Below are 20,280 nucleotides of genomic sequence, written 5' to 3'. Positions count from 1 at the left end.
AAGCCTCTCTGACCCACTGTTGGCATGAAAATTGTTCAACCAATCATAAACGAGATCATGCCGGAATCAAGTGTATTGTTGATTTTTCGAGGTGCCCAAGAGTCTCTTCTCTTGGAATTGAGCGAATACCATTAATGAGAAATGCAGTATACAGCCTATTATCACGGTTAATCAAGAAAGAGTCCCACCAAGCGCCAGACTCGCTTAGATCACGAGCGCGGTGCTTAGAAACATATTCCAAGACGGACTGAATATCATCCATTCGACCGGCACTTCTTGGAATCATCGAATGACTTAAGTATCCGACAAAGCAAAGCCATTTGTATACTTCGGAAATCTGGGCCCCAACAATCGGCGTGTTAACAAGGCTCATGGAGTTGAATTAGCAGCGATTCCCTGCGCTTATCTTAGTGATAGCAGCCGTGTGGGTCAATTCCTACACGATCACTAGGCCAGAGAAGGAGGAAGACGTGAATAGACCAACAATCCACTTCTCTAAGGTTCGGCTCCAGAATTCCGCATGAGATGATCCACGTCACGTGCTGCTGTATGGCATTGCAATTCAGCGTTTTATCCACTTAAGCGGCCGAAAACTCATTGCCTCATGAGCAATGGATGCGCTAGACATCACAAGTGAAGCCAGGAGATACACCGCAACCACAACATTCAAGCCAGGTACTGACAGAGCAGCAAAAAGCGTGGCGTATTTTGCGGCCTTGATCCCAAGAGTCTTCAGGGTGAGATCACGGAATTGATCAATTGTAAGAATTCCCGCACGATGCCGCCGCCAGAGCTCAAAGACAATGATGCCAGTCGAGAGAAGCGGCAGAAAGGGGAAGTATGTCCATATCGTGTCATCGGTCGTCTGATTCAACTCCTGCATTCGGTCCACAAAGTCTTCCACCCTGATGGTCATCTCCTGATTACTAAGGCCAGAAGACTCCAGGTTCATCTTCTCTGCTAGCTCCTCAGTGACCAGGATTTGAGAATCCGGATTTGATTCCAACCATTCATTGATCAAGCCTGGGTTGTCTGTGGACTTGAGCTGTACCTCCCAGATCTCACCTGAGCTGGCATCCGTCAACTGGACGTCAACCCCCTGGTGATTTGTATCCGGGAACAGTGCCGCGTAGACAGTATCCCCATCGCTGTTCTCCAAAGCCTGGAATTCCATCTCATGAAGAATCCCTTTGACATTATTGACAAGTCCCACAATCTGGTCATCGTTGAAGGTAGAGAGCTTCTCGCTGATCTGCTCCAGGGGAAGATCCCATTCCGGTGAACTTCGCTTGAGGGCAGCCAGCACCGCATAGTCCGTCTCTCCGGGGGGCTCGTCGGCCCATGTGATCTTGGCCAGCGCCGTAAGGATGGCAACTTCATCGAACCGGCAGCTGAGGAACCGGACCATTGGCGACGGGATGCGCGTCATGGCTTGAACTCCTTGCCCTTGCTACGGCCCTCCTTCTGGTAGTCATGCCACATGCGCTTGAGATCGACGGCACTAACAACTTTCCCTCTAGCCTTCTCCTTGAGGTAATAGTCCATGGTTCTCCCAATGGCGAAGGTCAGGCCATACACCAGCGGGATGGTGGTGACGCCTGCGAGGAAAGGTAGCCCCACTTTGTAGAGACCCAAGGCGGCCTGCTGGGCCAACATCCCCATCCCGACGGTGCCTAGGACTTCCTTAAGAAGTTCGTTGGCCTTTGCATCACTTATCGGCATCCCCCGGATGGCTGACAGGCGCGCTCCCATGTAAGCCTGAATCGGAGTGAGAATAAAGATGTCGGCAAATGGAAGTGGTTGTGCGGCGGCGGCTGCACAGGTGGCCGAAAAGATATGGATGATGCGAGAGACCTTCTCCTCTGTGGTGAGGTCGGCCCTGGCCTCGATCTCGGTGACTTCACGCTGGATCCTGGCCTTGAGGCGATCGATCAGATTCTGTGGGGTGCTGGTCATGGTTGTGCTCCGGATGGTGGGTGTTCGTCTGGGGTTCCCTGGATCGGCAATCAGTCCGAGGGTCTGTTCTCGCTCTCCCATACCTCAAGGCTGGAGCGAAGGGATTCCCTGCTGAGGTTTTTGCGGGCCAGATTCCGGTCGCTCATCAGCAGTCCCAGCTTCTCCTGCAACAGCTGCAGTTCCCGGGTTGTGCGTGGCGAGGGGGAAAGGCTCGACATCCAGGAGGTCATCCGTGCGAGAGTGCCTGTGGCGGCGACCATGTCGCCACGATCTAGCTCCGCCATCGCCTGTCTGCGGGCACGATTGGCGGCCTGCACGGCAAACTCCTCGGCCACGGCGCTGTCAGTGGGCAGGGCTGCGATCTCTTCTGCAGGAAGGACCGGCAGGGCCAGGAGTTGAACCAGCTCCTGGCGCTGCTCATCGCCGGGTGGATTCCAGGCCAGCCGCACGCTGGCGATCTCCTGGTTCGCCTGCCAGGCGGGCAGCTGCAACCGAACCGCGACATTCAGCTCCCGCCCGTAGCGCAGCCCAGGGAGCTGGCGATTGCCCAATGGGGTGAGGGGCAGATCGTTGAGGACATCCTCCAGTTCGGCGCCGTTCGTGGCCCGGAGGCCAAGGCTCACCCTATGGCCAAAGGTCGTAGCCAGGCCCTGTAATTCGGCGTCGTAGAGCTCATCGAGCTGCCGGGGGGATTGGATGTGGGCCAGGGTGCCGTCACCGGCCATGGCGATCGCCCCCATCAAGTCCTCATCGAAGTCCATGCCTAGCCCGAAGGCGCTGGTGCTGACTCCTCGCTGGGTCAGTCCGGCCACCCGGTCGGCGATCTCTCCCATGTCAGTCAGGCCACGGTTGGCCTGACCATCGGAGAGGAGCAGCACCCGATTGAGGGCTGCTGGATTTTGATGTTCGGCTGCCTGCAGTGCGCCGGCCAACCATCCGTCGAACAGGGCCGTGCAACTGCCACTGTGGATGGTGTTGATCGCCGCGAGGAAGGGGTGGGGGTCGCGCACCGGCGTGGAGGGGATCAACACCTGCTCCCGGTTATCGAAGTGACGTGACCCCCTTCGTTGGTCCAGGCCTTATGAGAGTTGGTGGGTGTGGTCATGCTGCAGCTCCCTGTTGAGCTGCCTCCACGGGCGTACGCCCCTGGAGGGCCGAATGCGGCCTGAGGGTGTTGTACGCCCAGCGCCAACGATCGGCCAGGATCTGCGCCTCTGGAGCTGTGGTGAACAGCTCCGTATTGAGGAACTCATCCCTGAACCGTCCGTTGAACGATTCCGCGAAACCGTTCTCCCACGGAGATCCGGGCGCGATGTAGGCCGTGCTGGTGGTGGTGCTGGCCTCGCACCAGCCCCGTAGTGCCTGGGCGATGAACTCCGGACCGTTGTCTGATCGGATGAACGCCGGGGCCGGGTAGAGGCTGGTGAGCTCCTCCAGCACAGTCACCACATCCTTTGCCTTGCAGCGCCTTCCCACCCGGATGGCCAGGCAGAGGCGGCTGTGCTCATCGATCACGTTCAGGAACTTGAGCCTGCGGCCATCAGCTGTGGCATCGAACTGGAAGTCCATGGCCCACACCTGGTGGGGATGCTCAGCCTGGTGACGCCGCACAGAGCCATCTGCGGGCCGAGCCCGCTTTCGCTTCCGGGGAGTGGGCCGCTGCAGGCCTTCCTCCCGCCAGAGCCGCTGCACCCGCTTGTGGTTCACCGTCCAGCCCTCTCGCCTGAGCAGGCGGTAGGCCATCCGGCGGCCCCAGCGGATGTGCTCAGCCGCGATTTCGCGGAGACGGTGGCGGAGCTTGGCCTCCTCGATCGAAACAACGTTGCCGTTGTGACGCTGGGTGCTGCGGTGCTGGCCCACCACCCGGCAGGCCAGGCGTTCAGAGGCCCGGTAACGCTCCTGCAGAACCGCAACGGCTCTGCGGCGACGCTCCGGGCTCAGAAGTTTCCCTCGGCGAGATCCTTGAGCATCGCTTTCTCCAACTCGGCCTCTGCCAGCAGCTTCTTGAGCCGAGCGTTCTCCTTCTCCAGCTGAGTCAGCCGCCTGGCCTCCTCGGCCTGCATGCCCCCGTACTGCTGCTTCCAGCGGTGGTAAGTCGGCTGCGTCACCTCGATGACACGGCAGACGTCGGCCACGGTCTTGCCCTGGGCGATCAGCTGCTCGGCGGTTTTGAGCTTGCGGATGATCTGCTCCGCCGTGTGCCTGGTGCGTTTCATGGTCGAGTCCCCGGCCCAGTCTGGCCGGATGAGGACTCTCATTCACCCTGGACCGGTTTCCGGGGTCCACGTCAAAGTTGCACCAGCCCGTAGCCTGCAGAACAATTAAGAGCGCTACTATGGCAATTACGTTCGCCGTTTATTTGAAGGCAATGGGCACGATCTTTCCCGCGATAAAGCCTCAAATTCGCCCTGGCCGCCACTGAATCAGATACGAACACCAAATTCAGGATCTGACATATCGGATGGGCTTATTCAATCTCTTAGCGTGCCCTTGGGCAACTAGCGCACTACACCAGTCTTTGATCTGGGGTCTTGCAATCTTGAGCAGTTCCACAAGATCAGATTCTGTTTTGGGGTGCTCCAGCGCTTCGAGGATTACCTTCTTGGCAAAAGCATGCAATTCATCTGCGGGGGAGAGTGTTCGACCCAGAAGGCTATGATCTGGCTTTAGAGATGGCTGCTTTGTTTCGCCGGACTTGCAATCGGTAGCCGCACCAATATCCTCATTGACTTCTGATAAAACCAGTCTAGGACTGAAGTCACCTAGATCCCATAGTGACTGCTGCAGAGACTCTGCATGAAGATCAGCGTGCATCTTATTATGATAAGCAGTGGGAGTATGGCGTAGCGGAGGCTTATCGACCACGACTAATTTCAGCTGTTCTGGAGACGATGGATAGGGCCAGAGGCCTGCTCCCATCGCATGAATTGCTGGAAGGCCCTCCCCTCCCCGCGGGTCATCCATCACATAGATAGGACAAGATCTGATCTTGGTTAGTTGCTCCTTGGCTCCCTCCCATGTCCCGCCACGATCCTTGTCAGAGCTCATCACTAAAGCGGCATCAGATAAGGCATAGACCAATTTGTTGCGTGCCATCGCCCGCCACGGCTGGAAGCGTGCACTCGGCGCGTCTGCGGATAGCAGCAGTAAGCGTCCATCAATCAGCCCTTGGCGCCAAATGGGCTTTGCGCTCATTTTTTCAAGACTGTCCGCCACTACACCGATGGCATACCCACCTGCATTGAGGGCGCCGAGCATGGCCGCTTCATCAACACCTCGGGCGGCACCGGAGGCAATAACAACGCCTGCGGATGCCGCTAAGGAAGCGATCTCGGTGGTTTGCTGTAAGACAACCTCCGGTGTCGAACGTGAGCCGACCACTGCCAGCGCAGGGCTGTCGAGCAGCGCAAGATGGCCGCAGACGTAGAGCAACGGTGGAGCCAGGTGCTTCAGGCGCTGCTTGTAGCGCCTGGGGTAGACCTCGTCGGCGCGGCTGATGACGGTGATCGAGCGGTTGGCCCAGTGCTCAATCGCTTGACCTAGTTGGAAGCCGCGCGATAGCAGCTGACTCAGGCGCTCGGGGTCGAAATGGGCTGGCAAAGAGGCCAGCAGCGCGTCGCGTCCACCATTGAGAAGATCGGCTGGCTGGTGTCGCGACTGCCGCAAGCTCATAGCCAGCTGGCTGTATTCACCTGCGCTAAGCACCTTGGCACCCGCTGACCCCTCAGATCCTCCAACTAACAGAGGCGAGGTGAGCAGCAGCACTGCCTGGGTGTTGTCCGAGAGGGTTACAGGACCCATCGGTGGCTCAGGAGCAAGGGTCATCGGCCTTGTCCAGTCTGGGCCAATGCAAGCGGTAACACTGGCCCACTGCCGGCCGCTCGCAGCTGCCAGGCTGCTACGGCAAATGTCCAGCGGCTGTCGACCATGTCGTCGACAAGGAGGCAGGGTCCGGGAGGCAGTTCAGGGCATACCGCAAACGCTCCATCCAGGTTGCGGACCTGCTGGGTGTTGTTCTGCATGGCTTTCTGCTGCTCGTTCTCCCGCACCTTCACCAGAGCCTCAACAAAGGGCAGACCCAGCGCGCCAGCCAGCCGGTAGGCGAAATCTGGGACGAGCTCGCGATGGCGGCTGGAGGGGATGCAGCAGACCCATTCCGGAGCGGGAGAGGGGCTCCAGCGCTCCAGGAGAGCAACGCAGGCATCCACAAGCTCCTGAGAGAAGCGGCCGTCCTTGTACTTGCCTTGCTCTACCAGCCCCCCCCAACCGGCATCACTCCAGTAGCAGAGAGCCCGCCCCACCTCAGCCTTGCGACTGGTATAAATGTACTTGTTCTTGGGTGGCGCGAAACTAGGGATGCCCCAAATCGGCCACTCCTTGCGGGGGTAGATGGGGATATCCAGGCGTTTGAGGTAGGCGGCAGCGTGCATGGCGAGCTCCCTGTCCACGAGCTCGCTCAGGGGTGCTAACCGAGGCGCATCCACGTTAAAGGGGTCGCCGTCAAGGGCCTGGACCACAAACGGCATGTGACTACCGTAGGGGAGCTCAAGGAAGGCCTGCATCTGATTGAGCTCTTCTTCGCGCCGCTGCTCAAGACGCTCCACTCGCTGCCAGAAGGATGGAGAGACCGGCGCGGGTAGGCGCTGCCACATGTTGTTGGTGCAGCCCACTGGAGCTGGCACCTCAAGCGATAGGATTTTGAGTGTTTGCTGAATGCGTTGCTCACTGAGATTAATGGTCTCCATCAAGCGATTGAGGTGGAGTCCATCCTCAGGTGCCTGATCCAGCACGGTGAGCACCTCCTCCACGGCAGCCCGTGTTGGGAAGGCATTGCGGATGAAGAACTGATTGATGCGGAGGTCTTCCCGGCCTGAGAGCAGCACACCCCGCGCAGCTTCTAAGGCCCGACCGGCACGCCCCACCTGTTGGTAGTAAGCCACGACCGAGCCCGGCATCTGGTAATGGAACACGAAGGCGAGATTGGGTTTGTCGTAGCCCATACCCAGCGCTGTTGTGGCCACGAGAACTTGCAGCTGGTCGCGGATCAACGCTTCCTCCAGGCGCTCGCGCTCTGAGCTCACCATGCTGCTACCACCAAAGTAGGCCTCAGCCTCAATGCCGCACTCTTTGAGCCAGCCCGCCACCACGCGGGCATCGCGTTTAGTGAGGGTGTAGACGATGCCGCTGCCTTCCATGGTGCGAATGGTGCTCGCCAGCCAGGCCAACCGTGCGGTCTGGCTTGGGAGCTGCAGCGTCTGCAAGGTGAGCGAGGAGCGGTTAAGGTCTCCGCGGAGTTGATAGAGGCTCGGACCCAGTTCGGCAGCGAGGTCGTCCATCACGCGCTGGCTAGCTGTAGCGGTGGTGGCGAGCAGCGAGATATTAGGAATGGTTTTCACCAGCCGGCCCAGGCGCCGATAGTCGGGGCGGAAGTCGTGTCCCCAGTCGGAAATGCAGTGAGCTTCATCAATCACAACCAGGCTCGGGTTCAGAGCTGCCATAGGCCCAAGGATGAACCGTTCGTTTTGCAGGCGCTCTGGCGAGATCAACAGGAGATCAAGCTCTCCATTGGCGACCTGACGCTCAATACGCTGCCACTGGTACTGATTCTCAGTGTTGACTGTGGCAGCACGAAGACCCATGCGCTCTGCGGCGGCCACCTGGTTGCGCATCAGAGAGAGCAAAGGTGAGATCAACAGCGACGGGCCTCGCCCGGCATCGCGGTAAAGGAGGGTAGAAATGAAGTAGACGAAGCTCTTGCCCCACCCCGTCTTCTGCACCACCATTACGCGGCTGGACTGTTCGCAGACGGCCTGGATCGCCTCCAGTTGGCCATCGCGGAAATCGGCCTTGGGATTACCCGATCCTGCCCGCAGCAGATGAAGAGCACGGGCGTGATTGAAAACGCTTGCTGCCATCAGTGACTGGCTTCAGAGCCGCTGTCGATGGTATCTCAAACCTCAGCCCTAACAGCAGTATAGCCATGGCTTGGACGGTGAGGGCCATGCCCTGGATTTGGATCTCCCCATCGAATATGCCGACCCGCGAGGGTCCAAGGCGGGGAGGTGGCCGATCTGCGCATCCGTGGCACCCCCGACAAGCAACTGCTGCGGTTTGCCGGGATATGGCAGTGAAACCCGCAGGTCCTACAACACCGGCCATCGTTTCTGACGGAACGGGAGCTGGAGCGCGTGAGTCAATGACAAGGCCTGCATCGAGGTGGAGGGCAAGTGGAACAGCGCCTGCTGAAAGCTGCTCAAATAACAGGTGAGCGTTCTGGCAAAGGAACAGCAAGCGGCGATCCGCCATGGAGACAGGGTGGTGGCGCGCCACCAGCGGCTTGGGGCGAATAGCAAGCAGCGCTCGAAAATGCCTAGACATGTGCCACTGGGATCACTCATATTACCTGGTACGACACGTGGTTATGAACCACATAGCAGATTCGAGTGACAAGGTCTTCAGTATTCCAGACGAATGCCGAATACCACGTCATGAGCGCAGAAGCAGGGGTTCAGACTGGCTCAGTGACTGCCTCGGCGGACTGGGAGACGAAGTGGAGGATTATTCATGTGCAAGGCTATCTGCGGTGCAGTCACAGATCAGCCGCTGCAGAATTTCCTATTCGACTCATAGGGAACTGTGAGTCCAGGGACATGGCAAGCAGCGGCCATTTGACCACCCAATCGCAATCTGCCTAGATCAACAAAAAAAAGGGGGGGCATGTCAGTGGGAGTGCGGCTAGAATGCAACTGCTTCTAATTCCTAGACAGCCACCTCCTCCTCCCAGCCACCACCTTACTGGATGCGCTGGCGCTTTTTATCGCCGCTTTGCTTTGCTATAGCTCTGCTTAACAGCAATCAGGAAATGACCCAGGAACGACAGCCAAGCCCATCACCCGATGACAGTGACGATCAGGAAACAATCGAACTGCTCATCGCGATGAGGGAACAGGCCATCGCCAAGGGCATCGACTTCTGCGGAGCCATTGTGGAGCCCGATGGATTACCTCGCATCATCAGCCACATCACACCAGACACGCTCAATGCGATTGAGGAGAAAGATTGATGAGCGGCACGTCGATTAAATGTCCACCTGGAGCTCCCCGGAACCCTCAAGGGCCCCGCCTCTGCGCCCGTGCCGGTTCTCCAACAGCTCCTCGCCTGGTGCCGGCTTTGGCGATGGCCGCCCCGCGCCAGGGCCGTTGCCACCCACGCCCAGGCAACCGCGGACCAGGCCAACCTGCTGGCTGAGCTGGACCTGCTCCAGCTCGCCCAGGCCCTGCAGCAGCAGGCCCAGTGGCAGGGCGGTTACGAGGGGGAGGTCTTTGACCTGATGCTCTCCATCGCCGATCGGCTCGAGCAGCACCACGGCTGGAACCCCGAGCAGTGCGATGCCTGGCTCGAGCGGCTGGGGGTCTGGGACTGGGAGGAGTGAGGGGTCATGCAGGACAGGCACCGGGCCTACCTGACGCCGCCGGTAGCCTCCCCTGCTGCCGGCACCAGCCGCAGCGGATTCCACGCCACACCCCATGGCCGCTGACCTCTGGCTGACCACCGACCAGCTCTGCGCCCAGCTGGCCATCAGCCGCTCCACCCTCTTCCTCATCCGCCGCCAGGGCCTGCTCAAGGACGGCCGCCATCTGGTGCCCAAGAACCCCACCGCCAGCCGCTCGCACCTGCTCTGGCACCTGCAGCGCTGTCAGCTCGCCCTGGGGCGCCTTGGCTGACGTCCCCACCAGCACGGCAGAGCCGCCTCAACCAGCGGAGAGCCCCTGGTTGGAGACCGCTGCGCTCTGCCAGCACCTGAGCATCAGCCGCTCCACCCTCTGTCGCTGGCGGCAACGGCGGGTCCTGCGCCACGGCTTCCACTGGGTGCGCAAGAACCCCGCCGCGCCGCGCTCCGACCACCTCTGGCACCTCGATCACTGCAAGGACGTGATCGCTGCCAGGCGGTGGTTCCCGGCCAGCTCCCTCAGGCGGCCTCGGCCTGCGTGAGCATCCGCCGCGCCACCGACGCCTTCGTCTGCTCCCCGCTGATCTCCCTCAGGTACGTGCGGCGGTGCACCTCCGGGCTGTGGCCCATCACCGCCGCCACATCCGCGTAGTTCCAGCTCGTCGTCTCCCGCGCCCGGATCGCGTAGGCGTGCCGCAGGTCGTAAGGCACGCAGCGCTCCCGGCGGCGCTGGGCCTTGCGCTTCCCCTGGGCCGGCGCCGTCTCCACCCAGGCGTACAGCTTGGTCTGCAGCTCGAACTCCGCCCGGGCATCACTGCTGCGCAGCTTGTGGCAGCACACCGCGCCCAGCCGCTCGTTGTTGTCGCAGCGCATCACCAGGTCCCGCTCGGGGTCATAGGGCACCCCCTCCTCATTCACGTAGCGAGGCCGGTAGCGGCGCCGCAGCTCCTCCAGCCGCCGCTCACCATTGACACCGCCGAGCGCGTACCGCTCCACCCAGGCCGCCGGCAGGGGCAGCGCCACCCGGAAGCCGGTCTTGGTCACCTTGATATGGCGGGCGGCGACACCCACGCTCACCATGCCCTGCGCATCGGGCAGCTCGGCAATGTGCCACACCTCATGGGGCCGCAGGCCGTAGGTGGCCACCATCGCGAACACCCAGCCCCACAGCGGGTCCTCCTCCATCACCGCATCCAGCCACTGCTCGATCGCCTCCGTGCTCGGGATCCGCCGCCGCGACTCACCCGCCGCCACCAGCGCCTGCTTCTTGCGGTTCACCAGCCCCTTGAGCTCCTCGCTCAGCGCCTGCGGGGCAATCGCCCCAAAGCCGGCACGGCGAAGCAGCGACACCACCTCCCGCTTCTGCCGGAAGCCCTGGCGATGGGTCGCCATCGGGATCAGCGGTTCCGCGGGATCCTCCAGCCGGGCCTTGAGGCTCTCGCTGGTGTGCAGCGCAAAGCGGCGCACGTCTTCTTCAGTTGCCGGCTGGTCGGCCGGCAGCAGGCAGAAGTAACCCTTGCCCTTGAACGGCCCCGCCAGGTTCATGTTCACGCCCTGGCCCCGCTGGAACCGCACCACCGCGTCACAGATCTCCGGCCAGCAGGGCTGGTTCTGAGGAGCGGAGGCGACGGCCCCGCGATCCGGCAATACGAGGGAGTTGCCGGTTGTGGTCGCGTCGATCAGCAGCTCCTGCAGAGACGCAACAGCTGCGGGATCTGACGCCGCATACCCGTGAACCGCGACCTCGCGGGTCTTGCCACCCGGGCACAGCTGATAGATGGTGAGCCAAGGGCTGCGACGGTGCTCCCGCAGGCGGTAACGGGCTCCCAGAGCACGCAGCACGGCGTTGCAGCGCTGCAAAGGGCTCTGAATCGTGGCCATGGGAATCGCTCGTTCTGGTGAGGGTTCCCACCTCGCCAAGCTCTGGACCCGCTCTAGCCAGTCTCGCAGTACGAGACAGGCCGGATTCCTTGGGACAGAGTCCCAAGGAAATGACACAACTGCGGTTTTTGGCGGTCATCTGCGGTCTTAAGCCGAGAATCGCACCAGCGGCTGAAATCGCTGAGATCTACTGCGCAGCAACCAAAGCCGCCAGCAGGGCAGAAGTCTCAGAACATGGGTCGCCTGAGATTCGAACTCAGGACCAATCGGTTAAAAGCCGAGTGCTCTACCGCTGAGCTAGCGACCCGCCCATGGGATGAACCCGCGGGGTGGCCCTTTCGGGCACCAAAAGAACGTATCACCCAGCGGGTCCGAGCTCCAAGCCGCCGCAGGATGGGAGTCTGCGCCCCAAAGCCCTTCCCATGGACGCCTTTCCCTGGCCTGAACCGAGCGTGCATCCCGACGCCTGGGTGGCCGACTCGGCAGTGCTGATCGGTGATGTGCAGCTGGCGGCGGGCGCCAGCCTCTGGCCCACGGCCGTGGCCCGCGGCGATGTCTGCCCGATTGTGATCGGGGAGGGCAGCAACGTGCAGGACGGGGCGGTGCTGCACGGCGATCCCGGCCAGCCGGTGTTGATCGGGGCGGACGTGACCATCGGCCACCGGGCCGTGGTGCACGGCGCCACCCTGGAGGACGGCTGCCTGATCGGCATCGGCGCCGTGGTGCTCAACGGCGTCACGGTGGGATCCGGAGCGCTGGTGGCGGCGGGTTCGGTGGTGACCCGGGACGTGCCGCCCAGGGCCCTGGTGATGGGGGCGCCTGCCCAGGTCAAGCGCGAGCTGAGCCAGGAAGCGGCCGCCGAGCAGCGGCAGCATGCCCGCCGCTACCGGCAACTGGCCATGGCCCACGCCGGCCGCAGCCCGGAGCTGGGCTTCAGCCCCTGAGGCCGTTTGGCGCCCAGCGGCGCCTCCATTTGCTGCGAATTCGATCAGCCGCGGCGCCGCTGCCCTCCGGAGCCTGGACAAGTTCGTAAGATCACGCCACGCAGTTTTTCCCTCGCCATGGACGCACGGCTCCTACTCGTTGCCACCCCCGTTCTGCTGGCCGTGGGCTGGGCCGCATTCAACATCGGCCGGGCCGCCGTGGGCCAGCTGCAGCTCATGCTCAAGCGCGCACGCGCCTGATCGCCTCGTCAGCGCAGACCGGCTCCTAGCCTGCCTCTTCAGGCCGAGCCGGTTTTCGCGTGTCCTTGCCCAGCGCCAGCAGCATCACCAGCCCAGACCCCCTGCTGGTGATCGGGGCTGGCCTGGCTGGTACTGAAGCTGCCTGGCAGATCGCCCAGGCCGGGATGCCGGTGCGGCTGGTGGAGATGCGGCCGGTGATCCGCTCTCCGGCCCACCACAGCGCCGAGTTCGCTGAACTGGTCTGCAGCAACAGCTTCGGAGCCCTCAGCAGTGATCGGGCCGCCGGGCTGCTCCAGGAGGAGCTGCGGCGCCTGGGATCCCTGGTGATCGGCACCGCCGATGCCCATGCCGTGCCCGCCGGCGGCGCCCTTGCGGTCGATCGGGGCCGCTACAGCGCTGCCCTCACCGCTGCCCTGGAGCAGCACCCCCTGGTGACGGTCGAGCGCCGCGAGCACACCACCCTGCCCGAGCCCGGCGAGATCGCCGTGCTGGCCACCGGCCCGCTCACCAGCGAAGTCCTGGCGGAGCAGCTGCGGGCCTTCACCGGCCGCGACGACTGCCACTTCTTCGATGCCGCCAGCCCGATCGTGGAGGGGGAGAGCATCGACCTCTCGGTGGCCTTCCGCGCCTCCCGCTACGACAAGGGCGACGCCGACTACATCAATTGCCCGATGACCAAGGAGCAGTACCTCGCCTTCCGCGAGGCGCTGCTGAGCGCCGAACAGGCCGACCTCAAGGACTTCGAACAGGAGAGCGCCACGTTCTTCGAGGGCTGTCTGCCGATCGAGGAGCTTGCCCGCCGCGGCGAGGACACGATGCGCTACGGACCGCTCAAGCCGATCGGCCTCTGGGATCCCCGCTGGGGCGACGTGAATGACCGGGAGGTGCGCCGCGCCAGGCGCGCCTATGCGGTGGTGCAGCTGCGCCAGGAAGACCGGGACGGCCGCCTCTGGAACCTGGTGGGCTTCCAGACCAATCTCAAGTGGGGCGAGCAGAAGCGGGTGCTGCGGCTGATCCCGGGGCTGGAAAACGCCGAGTTCGTGCGCTTCGGGGTGATGCACCGCAACACCTTCCTGGAATCGCCCCAGCTGCTCGATCCCACCCTGCAGTTCCGCAGCCGGCCCAGCCTGCTGGCGGCGGGGCAGATCACCGGCACCGAGGGCTACGCGGCGGCAGTGGCCGGTGGCTGGCTGGCGGGCACCAACGCCGCCCGCCTGGCCCGGGGCCTGGAGCCCATCGCCCTGCCCCCCACCACCATGATCGGCGCCCTGACCCACTTCGTCGCCGAGGCCCCCTGCGGCGGCAAGGGCAAACGGGGTGGCTTCCAGCCGATGCCGCCCAACTTCGGCCTCCTGCCGGAACTTCCCAGCCGCATCCAGGGCAAGCGCGAGCGCTACGGCGCCTACCGCGACCGGGCCCTGGCGGATCTGGCTCCCTTCATGGCCCAGGCCGCGGAGCCCCCGCTCGTCTGCGCCTGAGGCCGGCACCTAGGGTCGGAGCCTTCTAAGCCATGCTCCCCGTGCCCGCCAGCAGCCCCGCCTCCACCTGGGATGTCGTGGTGATCGGCGCCGGCATCGGCGGCCTCGTGACCGCCAGCCAACTGGCCGCCAAGGGCGCCAAGGTGCTGGTGCTCGAGCGCTACCTGATCCCGGGCGGCTCGGGCGGCAGCTTCCAGCGAGACGGCTACACCTTTGATGTGGGCGCCTCGATGATCTTCGGCTTCGGAGACAACGGGCACACCAACCTGCTCACCCGGGCCCTCGCGGATGTGGGCCAGCACTGCGACACCGTTCCCGATCCGGCCCAGCTCGAGTACCACCTGCCCGGCGGCCTCAACGTGGCCGTTGACCGCGACTACAACAGCTTCGTCGCCCGGCTCACGGCCCTGTTCCCCCACGAGGCCAAGGGCATCCGCGCCTTCTATGACACCTGCTGGCAGGTGTTCCGCTGCCTCGATGCGATGCCGCTGCTGTCGCTGGAGGATCCGGCCTACCTGGCCAAGGTGTTCTTCAGGGCACCACTGGCCTGCCTTGGCCTGGCCCGCTGGCTACCGGTGAACGTGGGCGATGTGGCCCGCAAACACATCAGTGATCAAGCCCTGCTCAAGTTCATCGACATGGAGTGCTTCTGCTGGAGCGTGATGCCAGCGGACCTCACGCCGATGATCAACGCGGGGATGGTGTTCTCTGATCGCCATGCCGGCGGCATCAACTACCCCAGGGGGGGAGTCGGCGTGATCGCCGAGAAACTGGTGGCGGGGCTCGAGAGCCATGGCGGCCAGATCCGCTACAAGGCACGCGTCACCCGGGTGCTCTTCGACGGAGAGGGCGCCACCGCCCGGGCCGTGGGGGTGCAGCTGGCCAGTGGCGAGCAGATCCAGGCCCGTCGTGTGGTGAGCAACGCCACCCGCTGGGACACCTTCGCCACGGAGCCGGAGGACGACGCCATCCACCGTCCGGCAGCCTCGGCCCTGGTGGATGCCGCGCACACCCCAGCCGCCGAAAGCCGCTGGCGTCGCCGCTACCGGCCCTCGCCCTCCTTCCTCTCCCTGCACCTGGGGGTGGAGGCCTCACTGATCCCGGAGGGCTTCCACTGCCACCACCTGATCCTCGAGGAGTGGAGCGCCATGGAGGACGAACAGGGGGTGATCTTCGTGTCGATCCCGACCCTGCTGGATCCCGCCCTGGCCCCGCCCGGCCGCCACATCGTGCACAGCTTCACCCCCAGCTCCATGGAGCACTGGCAGGGACTCGGCCCCAGTGCCTACGCCGCCAAGAAACAGGCCGACGCCGACCGGCTCATCCAACGCCTGGAGGCGATCCTGCCGGGCCTGGCCGGGGCCATCCGCCACCGGGAGGTGGGCACCCCCCGCAGCCATCGCCGTTTCCTGGGCCGCATGGGGGGCAGCTACGGCCCGATCCCAGCCCTGCGCCTGCCCGGCCTGCTGCCGATGCCCTTCAACCGCACCGGCCTGGGCGGGCTCTACTGCGTGGGCGATTCCTGCTTCCCCGGCCAGGGCCTCAACGCCGTGGCCTTCAGCGGCTTCGCCTGCGCCCACCGCATCGGCGCCGACCTGGGCCTCAACCCCTGGTCGTTGCCGGACTGAGCCGGCCGAGGTTGCCGGCCTGCAGGGTTCAGCCGGAATGGAGCTGGCGATAGATCGTGCTCAGGCCGCGCACGATGAATTCAACGCCGATCGCCAGGGTGAACAGTCCCATGATCTTGGTGAACACGCTGAGCCCCACCTCTCCGGCATAGCGAACGATGCGGACACTGAAGTTGAACACCAGATGATTAACCAGCACCAGGGCCACAATCGCCGCAAACAGATTGATGGATGCACCAGAGCGCTCAGCCAGATCGGCAAACAGGATCACAGCTGAAAACGTGCCAGCCCCCACCGTGAGCGGAATCGCGATCGGCACCACGGCGGAAGCATAGAGATGGGCATCATCTCCAGAGCGCTGCAGCGCGCGGCTGGGGTCCACAGCCTTTAGATCGACATCATCGGTCTGCCTGGTGTTCATCATGTCGAGGCCAACGCCACCCAGCAACAGACCGCCAGCGATCTGGAAGGAGCTGATCGAAATCCCGAAGAAATCAAGAATCGCCGGGCCAACGAGCATGAACATCAACAACATCCCGAGGCAGGCGCCACTGGTGATCAGAATGATGCGCCGCACCTTCGCTTGCGGTAAGCCTTTGGTGTGCGACAGGAAAACACCCAGGGCCGAAACATTGTTCCCGATTGCCAGCAGGCCGAACAAATAGTGCTGGAACGAGGTGTGATCCATCAATGGTGAAAGGCCTGATCGGCAACAACACCAGGCTCAGGCATGGGGCCAGGAAGGCGCTCAAACCAATCAACAGCCCGCTGGATGTCCTCCAGCAACTGATCGGCCATGTCCCGACTGAAGCCAGCCCGCACCACAAAACGAAGAACCGCCATCGACTCACAATCGCCAGGCATGGTGTAGGCGGGGATCAACCAGCCTCGGACCCGCAGCCTGTCGGAGAGTTGAAACACCGTCCAATTGCGGACAGCAGGATCCAACTGCACAGCAAATACCGGCAACTGTCCCCGCGGATGGCTCACCAAACGGAAGCAGGCCAGCCCAGCCATGCCATCCGCCAGGTAGCAGGCAATCGCCTCAAGCATCGCCATGCGCTGGGCATAACCGGAGCGCCCAAGATGCAGGAAGTTAAAATATTGAGCCACCACCTGGGCTCCTGGCCTGGAGAAGTTCATGCCAATGGTTGGCATCTGGCCACCAAGATAATTAACGTTGAACCGCAATGCATCTGGCAAGGCATCCTGGGAACGCCAGAGCACCCAGCCAACCCCAGGCAGAACACCTCCATACTTGTGGCCGCTGGCGTTAATCGACTTCACCCGAGGCAAACGGAAATCCCAAGCCAGGTCAGGGGAGTTGAACGGGGCGACGAAGCCACCCGAAGCCGCATCCACATGGATCGGGATATCGAGCCCCGTACGCTGTTCCAAGTCGTCAAGACAGCGCTGCATCGCGGCGATGGGTTCATAGCTGCCATCAAAGGTGCTGCCAAGGATGCCAACCACACCGATGGTGTTCTCGTCGCAACGGGCCACAGCCTCCTCTCCGGTGAGATGCAACCGCTCCGGCGTGATCGGCACCAGTCTTGGCTCCACATCGAAGTAGGCACAGAACTTGTCCCAGCAGATCTGGGTATTGGCTCCCATCACTAAATTTGGGCGGCGATCATCCAGCCCCGCCGCCTGACGGCGCTGGCGCCAATGCCACTTCAGTACCATCCCACCGAGCATGCAGCCCTCACTGGAGCCGGTGGTGGACGTACCAATGGGATCATCGGCAGCATCCGCATGCCAGAGGTCAGCGAGAATCCGCAAACAACGCTCCTCTATTTCGGCAGTCTGCGGATATTCATCCTTATCAATCATATTCTTCTCGGCACATTCCTGCATCAGCTGTAGCGCCTCGGGCTCCATCCAGGTGCCCACAAACGTTGCAAGATTCAAGCGCGCATTCCCATCCAGCATCAGGTGATCGTGCACCAACTGGTAGGCCAGATCAGCCGGAAGACCATCCTCACCCAGGCGATCCCGTGGAATCTGGGCGGGCAGATTGCGCAGGTGCAGACGGTGCCCCAGCCGAGACTCAAGATCCAACAATGAAGCCCGGTTGCGTTGCACCACCGATCAGATTCCTGGAAAGTTCCCTCTCAAACTAGATCGTTTTCACGGCAGCAGCACAACGGTGCCGAGCCGGAGTCCATAGGATTGAGAACCGATGCGCCTGGCCATGAGCTTCTCCTCGCCAAGTTCTCCCACCCCCAGTTCCGAGGACCTGGCCCGCTACCTGGAGCAGCGGGGCGAGCTGGGCAAGCCCTGGATGCTGCACCTGCTGCGACTCACCAAACTGAAGGAGGCCAAGGACTCCATGGACCCCGACGAGTTCGTGGTCAGCCTGCAGGAGGCCACCGCCGATCTGTTGCGTCTGGGCGAGTTCTGGAAGGGGCGCGAACAGGAGGTGTTCACCGGCCGCTACGTACCGCCGACCCTGATCGAACCCCTGCCCGGCTCCCCCGAAGACCGATGACCTCAGCCCCGGCAGCCGTCACCGACCGCCTGGGAGCAGTTCATCGCTACCCGATGGCGCCGCTGATCCGCTTCACCCTGATCGGCCTCTACCTGGCCCTGGTGCTGCCCCTGCCCGCCCTGGCGCCGCCGGAGCTGCGCGCCGGCCTTGGCCTGGCCCTACCGCTGGGATTGCTGCTGGTGGTGGCCGCCACCAGCGAACAGGTGAGCGTGGACGACACCGCCCTGGCCGTGGGGCATCCCCGCTGGTGCGCCTGGCTGCTGCGGCGCGGCTGGCGGCTGGAGTGGCACGAGATCGGGGGCCTCACTCCCGTGGCCACCAGCCAGGGGGGCCGCGTCTGGTACGTGCGCCGGGCCACGGCAGCTGGTGGCACGACCCCTGCGCAGGCCTACCTGCTGCCGCAGCGGGTACAGCACCTGGAGGCGCTGTTGGCGCAGTTCCAGATGCACACCGGCCTGGACACCAGCGCCATCGGACGCATCAGCCCGCCCTGGACCTACCAGCTGCTGGCAGGGCTCACGGCCCTGATGCTGGCGGCGGAACTGCTGGCCGGCGCGGCCCTGGCCCGGGGCCTGTGGGCCATTCCGGCGGCCATGGCCGCCGGCTAAGGCTGGACGCTGGCCGGCTCGGGCAAGGTGTCGAGGCTGAAGCGATAGCCCTGCTGGCGCACCGTCTCGATGCCGCCGCCCTCGCCCAGGCCGGCCTGTTCGAGCTTGCGGCGCAGGGTGAGCACCTGGGTATCCACCGAGCGGGGGCCACCACTGAAAGGGGGCCAGGCCATGCGCAGAAGCTCAGACCGGCTGCGCACGGTGCCCGGAGGCATCAGAAGGGCACAGAGCAGGGCGAATTCACGGGGGCTGAGCTCCACGGGCTGGTCCCGCAGGGTCACCTGGCGCAACAGAAGATGCACCTCCAAAGGCCCCACGCACACCCGCTCCTGCAGACCACTACCACTGCGGCGCAGCAGGCTGCGGCAGCGGGCCGCCAGTTCCTCCAGGCCGAAGGGCTTGCGCAGCACGTCGTCGGCGCCGGCATCGAGCAGGGCCACCACCGGTTCAGCGCCCGTGCGGGCCGTGAGCACCATCACCGGGCAGCGCAGCTGGGCCGCCAGCCGCAGGGCGCTGGTCTCCTCCAGCAGCTCGGCGGACACCAGCAGATCCGGGGTCTGGTCCTCGCAGAGGAGCACGGCCTCGGCGGCCGTGGCGACGGCCGCCGAGAGGTGGCCGTCCTGGCGCAAACGCTGGGCCAGCACCGTGCGCAGGGTGGGATGGGGATCCACCACCAACACCCGCTTGAGGCCCACCTCCGAGGCGGAACCACCGGCGCCCAAGCCGGCCCCTGGCGTCGGACCAGAAGCCGCCGCGACTGGGATCTGTTTTGGCGCGAGTTCCACCCGCCTCTCCCGGTCTCTGCTTAGGCTATCGGGAATTCCAGCGGCACAGCGGTATCGGGCGCTGCCTTCCCAGCTGGCCCAAGCCCTGGCCCTCTCCCCAGACCCCCACCCGCGTCGTCGTTCCAGGCCACACAGCCTGAACCCCGGTCATGACCTCCCTGCAGAACCCCGACGCCATCCGTCACTTCCAGTCGCTCTGTGACGCCTGCCAGTCGCTGGCGAGCCGCTACCACGGGCCCTCGGAGCTGCGGCTCTACGCCGATGGCTATCTGCACGCCCTGCGCCGCACCGCCATCCTCGATCCGATCGCCCAGCGCCGACTGGAGGAGATGGTGGACCGTTGGATCCTCGATCCCTCCAGCTTCGTGGGCCCGGGTGGCGACCTCAGCACCCTCTACGAAACGGGCCGCAACTGAGGCGCTGAGGGCGACTGGCCGGGCTGCGCAGCTGCCTTGGCCTCCGCCCCTCAGGCGAGGGCGACGGCCAGGGTCTCGCGCAGTTCGCCGGAGTTGTAGAGCTCGATCAGGATGTCCGAGCCACCGATGAACTCACCGTTCACATACACCTGCGGAATCGTCGGCCAGTCGGAAAACTCCTTGATGCCCTGACGGATCTCCGGATCGGAGAGCACGTCGAAGGTCTCGAACGGCACCGCCAGGGAGTTGAGGATCTGGACCACGTTGTTGCTGAAGCCGCACTGGGGCATCAGCTTGCTGCCCTTCATGAACACGAACACGGGGCTGGCGGAGACCAGGGCTTCGATGCGCTGCTGGGTGCTGGGATCCATGGGTCAGAAAGTGGCGGGAAAGACTCAGGCAA

Annotated in this window: 23 protein-coding genes and 1 tRNA gene; 11 read left to right on the top strand and 13 right to left on the bottom strand. The window is 63.5% G+C overall.

The genetic code is table 11. The annotated features are described in order from the left end of the window. Positions 1-55 precede the first annotated feature (55 nt). From CJZ98_RS18760 to CJZ98_RS07790, 7 genes are all read right to left on the bottom strand, one after another. Entirely contained in the window at positions 56-373 is a 318-nt protein-coding gene (locus CJZ98_RS18760; protein WP_198537571.1) for a hypothetical protein, read from the bottom strand. 189 nt (positions 374-562) lie between these two features. After that, complete coding sequence (locus tag CJZ98_RS07815; RefSeq protein ID WP_157910912.1) at positions 563-1,429, bottom strand: hypothetical protein; 867 nt, start codon at positions 1,427-1,429, stop codon at positions 563-565. Beyond that, a complete protein-coding gene (locus CJZ98_RS07810) occupies positions 1,426-1,956 on the bottom strand; it encodes a YcjF family protein (protein ID WP_094590063.1) in 531 nt (176 codons plus the stop codon). Before CJZ98_RS07810 ends, CJZ98_RS07815 begins: the two co-directional genes overlap by 4 nt. A gap of 50 nt (positions 1,957-2,006) precedes the next feature. After that, positions 2,007-2,987, bottom strand: coding sequence for a vWA domain-containing protein (locus CJZ98_RS07805; RefSeq protein ID WP_157910911.1), 981 nt, complete (start codon positions 2,985-2,987; stop codon positions 2,007-2,009). Between the two features lie 70 nt (positions 2,988-3,057). After that, positions 3,058-4,172 (bottom strand): IS3 family transposase gene (locus CJZ98_RS07800; protein ID WP_094590059.1). Its coding sequence is split into 2 segments (ribosomal slippage): positions 3,058-3,911 and positions 3,911-4,172, totalling 1,116 coding nucleotides; the frame shifts between segments, so codons are not numbered across the junction. A gap of 226 nt (positions 4,173-4,398) precedes the next feature. Continuing rightward, positions 4,399-5,781, bottom strand: coding sequence for a DNA-processing protein DprA (locus tag CJZ98_RS07795; RefSeq protein WP_094590057.1), 1,383 nt, complete (start codon positions 5,779-5,781; stop codon positions 4,399-4,401). Next, entirely contained in the window at positions 5,778-7,871 is a 2,094-nt protein-coding gene (locus CJZ98_RS07790) for a RecQ family ATP-dependent DNA helicase (RefSeq protein ID WP_094590055.1), read from the bottom strand. The genes CJZ98_RS07795 and CJZ98_RS07790 overlap by 4 nt, the downstream gene beginning before the upstream one ends. Before the next feature lie 884 nt (positions 7,872-8,755). On the opposite strand from CJZ98_RS07790, the gene CJZ98_RS07785 reads away from it, so the two are divergent. The 4 genes from CJZ98_RS07785 to CJZ98_RS07770 all read left to right on the top strand — a co-directional run bounded on the left by CJZ98_RS07785 (position 8,756) and on the right by CJZ98_RS07770 (position 9,948). Further along, the gene (locus CJZ98_RS07785) at positions 8,756-9,019 is read left to right on the top strand and encodes a hypothetical protein (RefSeq protein ID WP_157910910.1); all 264 of its coding nucleotides are present in this window, start codon (positions 8,756-8,758) and stop codon (positions 9,017-9,019) included. 69 nt (positions 9,020-9,088) lie between these two features. Further along, on the top strand, positions 9,089-9,388 hold the full coding sequence (locus CJZ98_RS07780) for a hypothetical protein (protein ID WP_094590052.1): 300 nt from the start codon (positions 9,089-9,091) through the stop codon (positions 9,386-9,388). A 94-nt stretch (positions 9,389-9,482) separates the two neighbouring features. Continuing rightward, a complete protein-coding gene (locus CJZ98_RS07775; RefSeq protein WP_094590050.1) occupies positions 9,483-9,680 on the top strand; it encodes a hypothetical protein in 198 nt (65 codons plus the stop codon). After that, positions 9,673-9,948, top strand: a complete 276-nt coding sequence (locus tag CJZ98_RS07770; protein WP_198537568.1) for a hypothetical protein — start codon at positions 9,673-9,675, stop codon at positions 9,946-9,948. The genes CJZ98_RS07775 and CJZ98_RS07770 overlap by 8 nt, the downstream gene beginning before the upstream one ends. On the opposite strand, the gene CJZ98_RS07765 is transcribed toward CJZ98_RS07770, so the two are convergent. Together CJZ98_RS07765 and CJZ98_RS07760 are read right to left on the bottom strand one after the other, a co-directional pair. Beyond that, the gene (locus CJZ98_RS07765) at positions 9,926-11,287 is read right to left on the bottom strand and encodes a site-specific integrase (RefSeq protein WP_094590049.1); all 1,362 of its coding nucleotides are present in this window, start codon (positions 11,285-11,287) and stop codon (positions 9,926-9,928) included. The two genes, CJZ98_RS07770 and CJZ98_RS07765, sit on opposite strands and share 23 nt — an antisense overlap. A gap of 235 nt (positions 11,288-11,522) precedes the next feature. Further along, positions 11,523-11,594: transfer RNA gene (locus CJZ98_RS07760), tRNA-Lys, on the bottom strand. Positions 11,595-11,709: 115 nt separating this feature from the next. Between CJZ98_RS07760 and CJZ98_RS07755 the strand changes: the two genes are divergently transcribed. From CJZ98_RS07755 to crtH, 4 genes are all read left to right on the top strand, one after another. Further along, on the top strand, positions 11,710-12,231 hold the full coding sequence (locus CJZ98_RS07755; RefSeq protein ID WP_094590047.1) for a gamma carbonic anhydrase family protein: 522 nt from the start codon (positions 11,710-11,712) through the stop codon (positions 12,229-12,231). 117 nt (positions 12,232-12,348) lie between these two features. Next, positions 12,349-12,471: a photosystem II protein Y gene (locus CJZ98_RS07750; RefSeq protein ID WP_094590045.1), complete on the top strand. Its 123-nt coding sequence runs from the start codon at positions 12,349-12,351 to the stop codon at positions 12,469-12,471. A gap of 65 nt (positions 12,472-12,536) precedes the next feature. After that, positions 12,537-13,949 carry an FADH(2)-oxidizing methylenetetrahydrofolate--tRNA-(uracil(54)-C(5))-methyltransferase TrmFO gene (gene trmFO, locus CJZ98_RS07745; RefSeq protein WP_232756317.1) on the top strand — a complete coding sequence of 471 codons (1,413 nt, stop codon included), beginning with the start codon at positions 12,537-12,539 and terminating at the stop codon, positions 13,947-13,949. Positions 13,950-13,981: 32 nt separating this feature from the next. Beyond that, positions 13,982-15,577, top strand: a complete 1,596-nt coding sequence (crtH, locus tag CJZ98_RS07740; RefSeq protein WP_094590043.1) for a carotenoid isomerase — start codon at positions 13,982-13,984, stop codon at positions 15,575-15,577. Between the two features lie 28 nt (positions 15,578-15,605). On the opposite strand, the gene CJZ98_RS07735 is transcribed toward crtH, so the two are convergent. After that, positions 15,606-16,265, bottom strand: a complete 660-nt coding sequence (locus CJZ98_RS07735; RefSeq protein ID WP_094590041.1) for a MarC family protein — start codon at positions 16,263-16,265, stop codon at positions 15,606-15,608. Continuing rightward, a complete protein-coding gene (locus CJZ98_RS07730) occupies positions 16,265-17,665 on the bottom strand; it encodes a glutamate decarboxylase (RefSeq protein ID WP_232756316.1) in 1,401 nt (466 codons plus the stop codon). Before CJZ98_RS07730 ends, CJZ98_RS07735 begins: the two co-directional genes overlap by 1 nt. A gap of 106 nt (positions 17,666-17,771) precedes the next feature. On the opposite strand from CJZ98_RS07730, the gene CJZ98_RS07725 reads away from it, so the two are divergent. Together CJZ98_RS07725 and CJZ98_RS07720 are read left to right on the top strand one after the other, a co-directional pair. Then, positions 17,772-18,068, top strand: a complete 297-nt coding sequence (locus CJZ98_RS07725; protein WP_094590093.1) for a hypothetical protein — start codon at positions 17,772-17,774, stop codon at positions 18,066-18,068. After that, positions 18,065-18,676 carry a hypothetical protein gene (locus CJZ98_RS07720; RefSeq protein WP_232756315.1) on the top strand — a complete coding sequence of 204 codons (612 nt, stop codon included), beginning with the start codon at positions 18,065-18,067 and terminating at the stop codon, positions 18,674-18,676. The genes CJZ98_RS07725 and CJZ98_RS07720 overlap by 4 nt, the downstream gene beginning before the upstream one ends. On the opposite strand, the gene CJZ98_RS07715 is transcribed toward CJZ98_RS07720, so the two are convergent. After that, entirely contained in the window at positions 18,673-19,398 is a 726-nt protein-coding gene (locus tag CJZ98_RS07715) for a response regulator transcription factor (protein ID WP_232756314.1), read from the bottom strand. The two genes, CJZ98_RS07720 and CJZ98_RS07715, sit on opposite strands and share 4 nt — an antisense overlap. A 212-nt stretch (positions 19,399-19,610) precedes the next feature. On the opposite strand from CJZ98_RS07715, the gene CJZ98_RS07710 reads away from it, so the two are divergent. Continuing rightward, on the top strand, positions 19,611-19,877 hold the full coding sequence (locus CJZ98_RS07710) for a DUF6761 family protein (protein ID WP_094590039.1): 267 nt from the start codon (positions 19,611-19,613) through the stop codon (positions 19,875-19,877). A 50-nt stretch (positions 19,878-19,927) separates the two neighbouring features. Here CJZ98_RS07710 and grxD read toward each other — a convergent pair whose 3' ends face one another. After that, entirely contained in the window at positions 19,928-20,248 is a 321-nt protein-coding gene (gene grxD / locus CJZ98_RS07705; protein ID WP_094590037.1) for a Grx4 family monothiol glutaredoxin, read from the bottom strand. Positions 20,249-20,280 lie beyond the last annotated feature (32 nt).

Source organism: Vulcanococcus limneticus LL (genome assembly GCF_002252705.1).
Classification (GTDB): Bacteria; Cyanobacteriota; Cyanobacteriia; order PCC-6307; family Cyanobiaceae; genus Vulcanococcus; species Vulcanococcus limneticus.
Note: the sequence above shows the minus strand (reverse complement) of the source record. Positions and strands in the feature narration are given on the sequence as shown.

Bases quoted from the DNA above. Each gene is read 5' to 3' on its own strand.
- crtH (WP_094590043.1), top strand. From the start codon at position 13,982: ATGCTCCCCGTGCCCGCCAGCAGCCCCGCCTCCACCTGGGATGTCGTG.
- CJZ98_RS07790 (WP_094590055.1), bottom strand. From the start codon at position 7,871: ATGGCAGCAAGCGTTTTCAATCACGCCCGTGCTCTTCATCTGCTGCGG.
- CJZ98_RS07765 (WP_094590049.1), bottom strand. From the start codon at position 11,287: ATGGCCACGATTCAGAGCCCTTTGCAGCGCTGCAACGCCGTGCTGCGT.
- CJZ98_RS07750 (WP_094590045.1), top strand. From the start codon at position 12,349: ATGGACGCACGGCTCCTACTCGTTGCCACCCCCGTTCTGCTGGCCGTG.
- CJZ98_RS07735 (WP_094590041.1), bottom strand. From the start codon at position 16,265: ATGGATCACACCTCGTTCCAGCACTATTTGTTCGGCCTGCTGGCAATC.
- CJZ98_RS07755 (WP_094590047.1), top strand. From the start codon at position 11,710: ATGGACGCCTTTCCCTGGCCTGAACCGAGCGTGCATCCCGACGCCTGG.
- CJZ98_RS07810 (WP_094590063.1), bottom strand. From the start codon at position 1,956: ATGACCAGCACCCCACAGAATCTGATCGATCGCCTCAAGGCCAGGATC.
- CJZ98_RS07775 (WP_094590050.1), top strand. From the start codon at position 9,483: ATGGCCGCTGACCTCTGGCTGACCACCGACCAGCTCTGCGCCCAGCTG.
- CJZ98_RS07785 (WP_157910910.1), top strand. From the start codon at position 8,756: ATGCGCTGGCGCTTTTTATCGCCGCTTTGCTTTGCTATAGCTCTGCTT.
- CJZ98_RS18760 (WP_198537571.1), bottom strand. From the start codon at position 373: ATGAGCCTTGTTAACACGCCGATTGTTGGGGCCCAGATTTCCGAAGTA.
- CJZ98_RS07795 (WP_094590057.1), bottom strand. From the start codon at position 5,781: ATGACCCTTGCTCCTGAGCCACCGATGGGTCCTGTAACCCTCTCGGAC.
- CJZ98_RS07710 (WP_094590039.1), top strand. From the start codon at position 19,611: ATGACCTCCCTGCAGAACCCCGACGCCATCCGTCACTTCCAGTCGCTC.
- CJZ98_RS07725 (WP_094590093.1), top strand. From the start codon at position 17,772: ATGAGCTTCTCCTCGCCAAGTTCTCCCACCCCCAGTTCCGAGGACCTG.
- grxD (WP_094590037.1), bottom strand. From the start codon at position 20,248: ATGGATCCCAGCACCCAGCAGCGCATCGAAGCCCTGGTCTCCGCCAGC.
- CJZ98_RS07720 (WP_232756315.1), top strand. From the start codon at position 18,065: ATGACCTCAGCCCCGGCAGCCGTCACCGACCGCCTGGGAGCAGTTCAT.
- CJZ98_RS07815 (WP_157910912.1), bottom strand. From the start codon at position 1,429: ATGACGCGCATCCCGTCGCCAATGGTCCGGTTCCTCAGCTGCCGGTTC.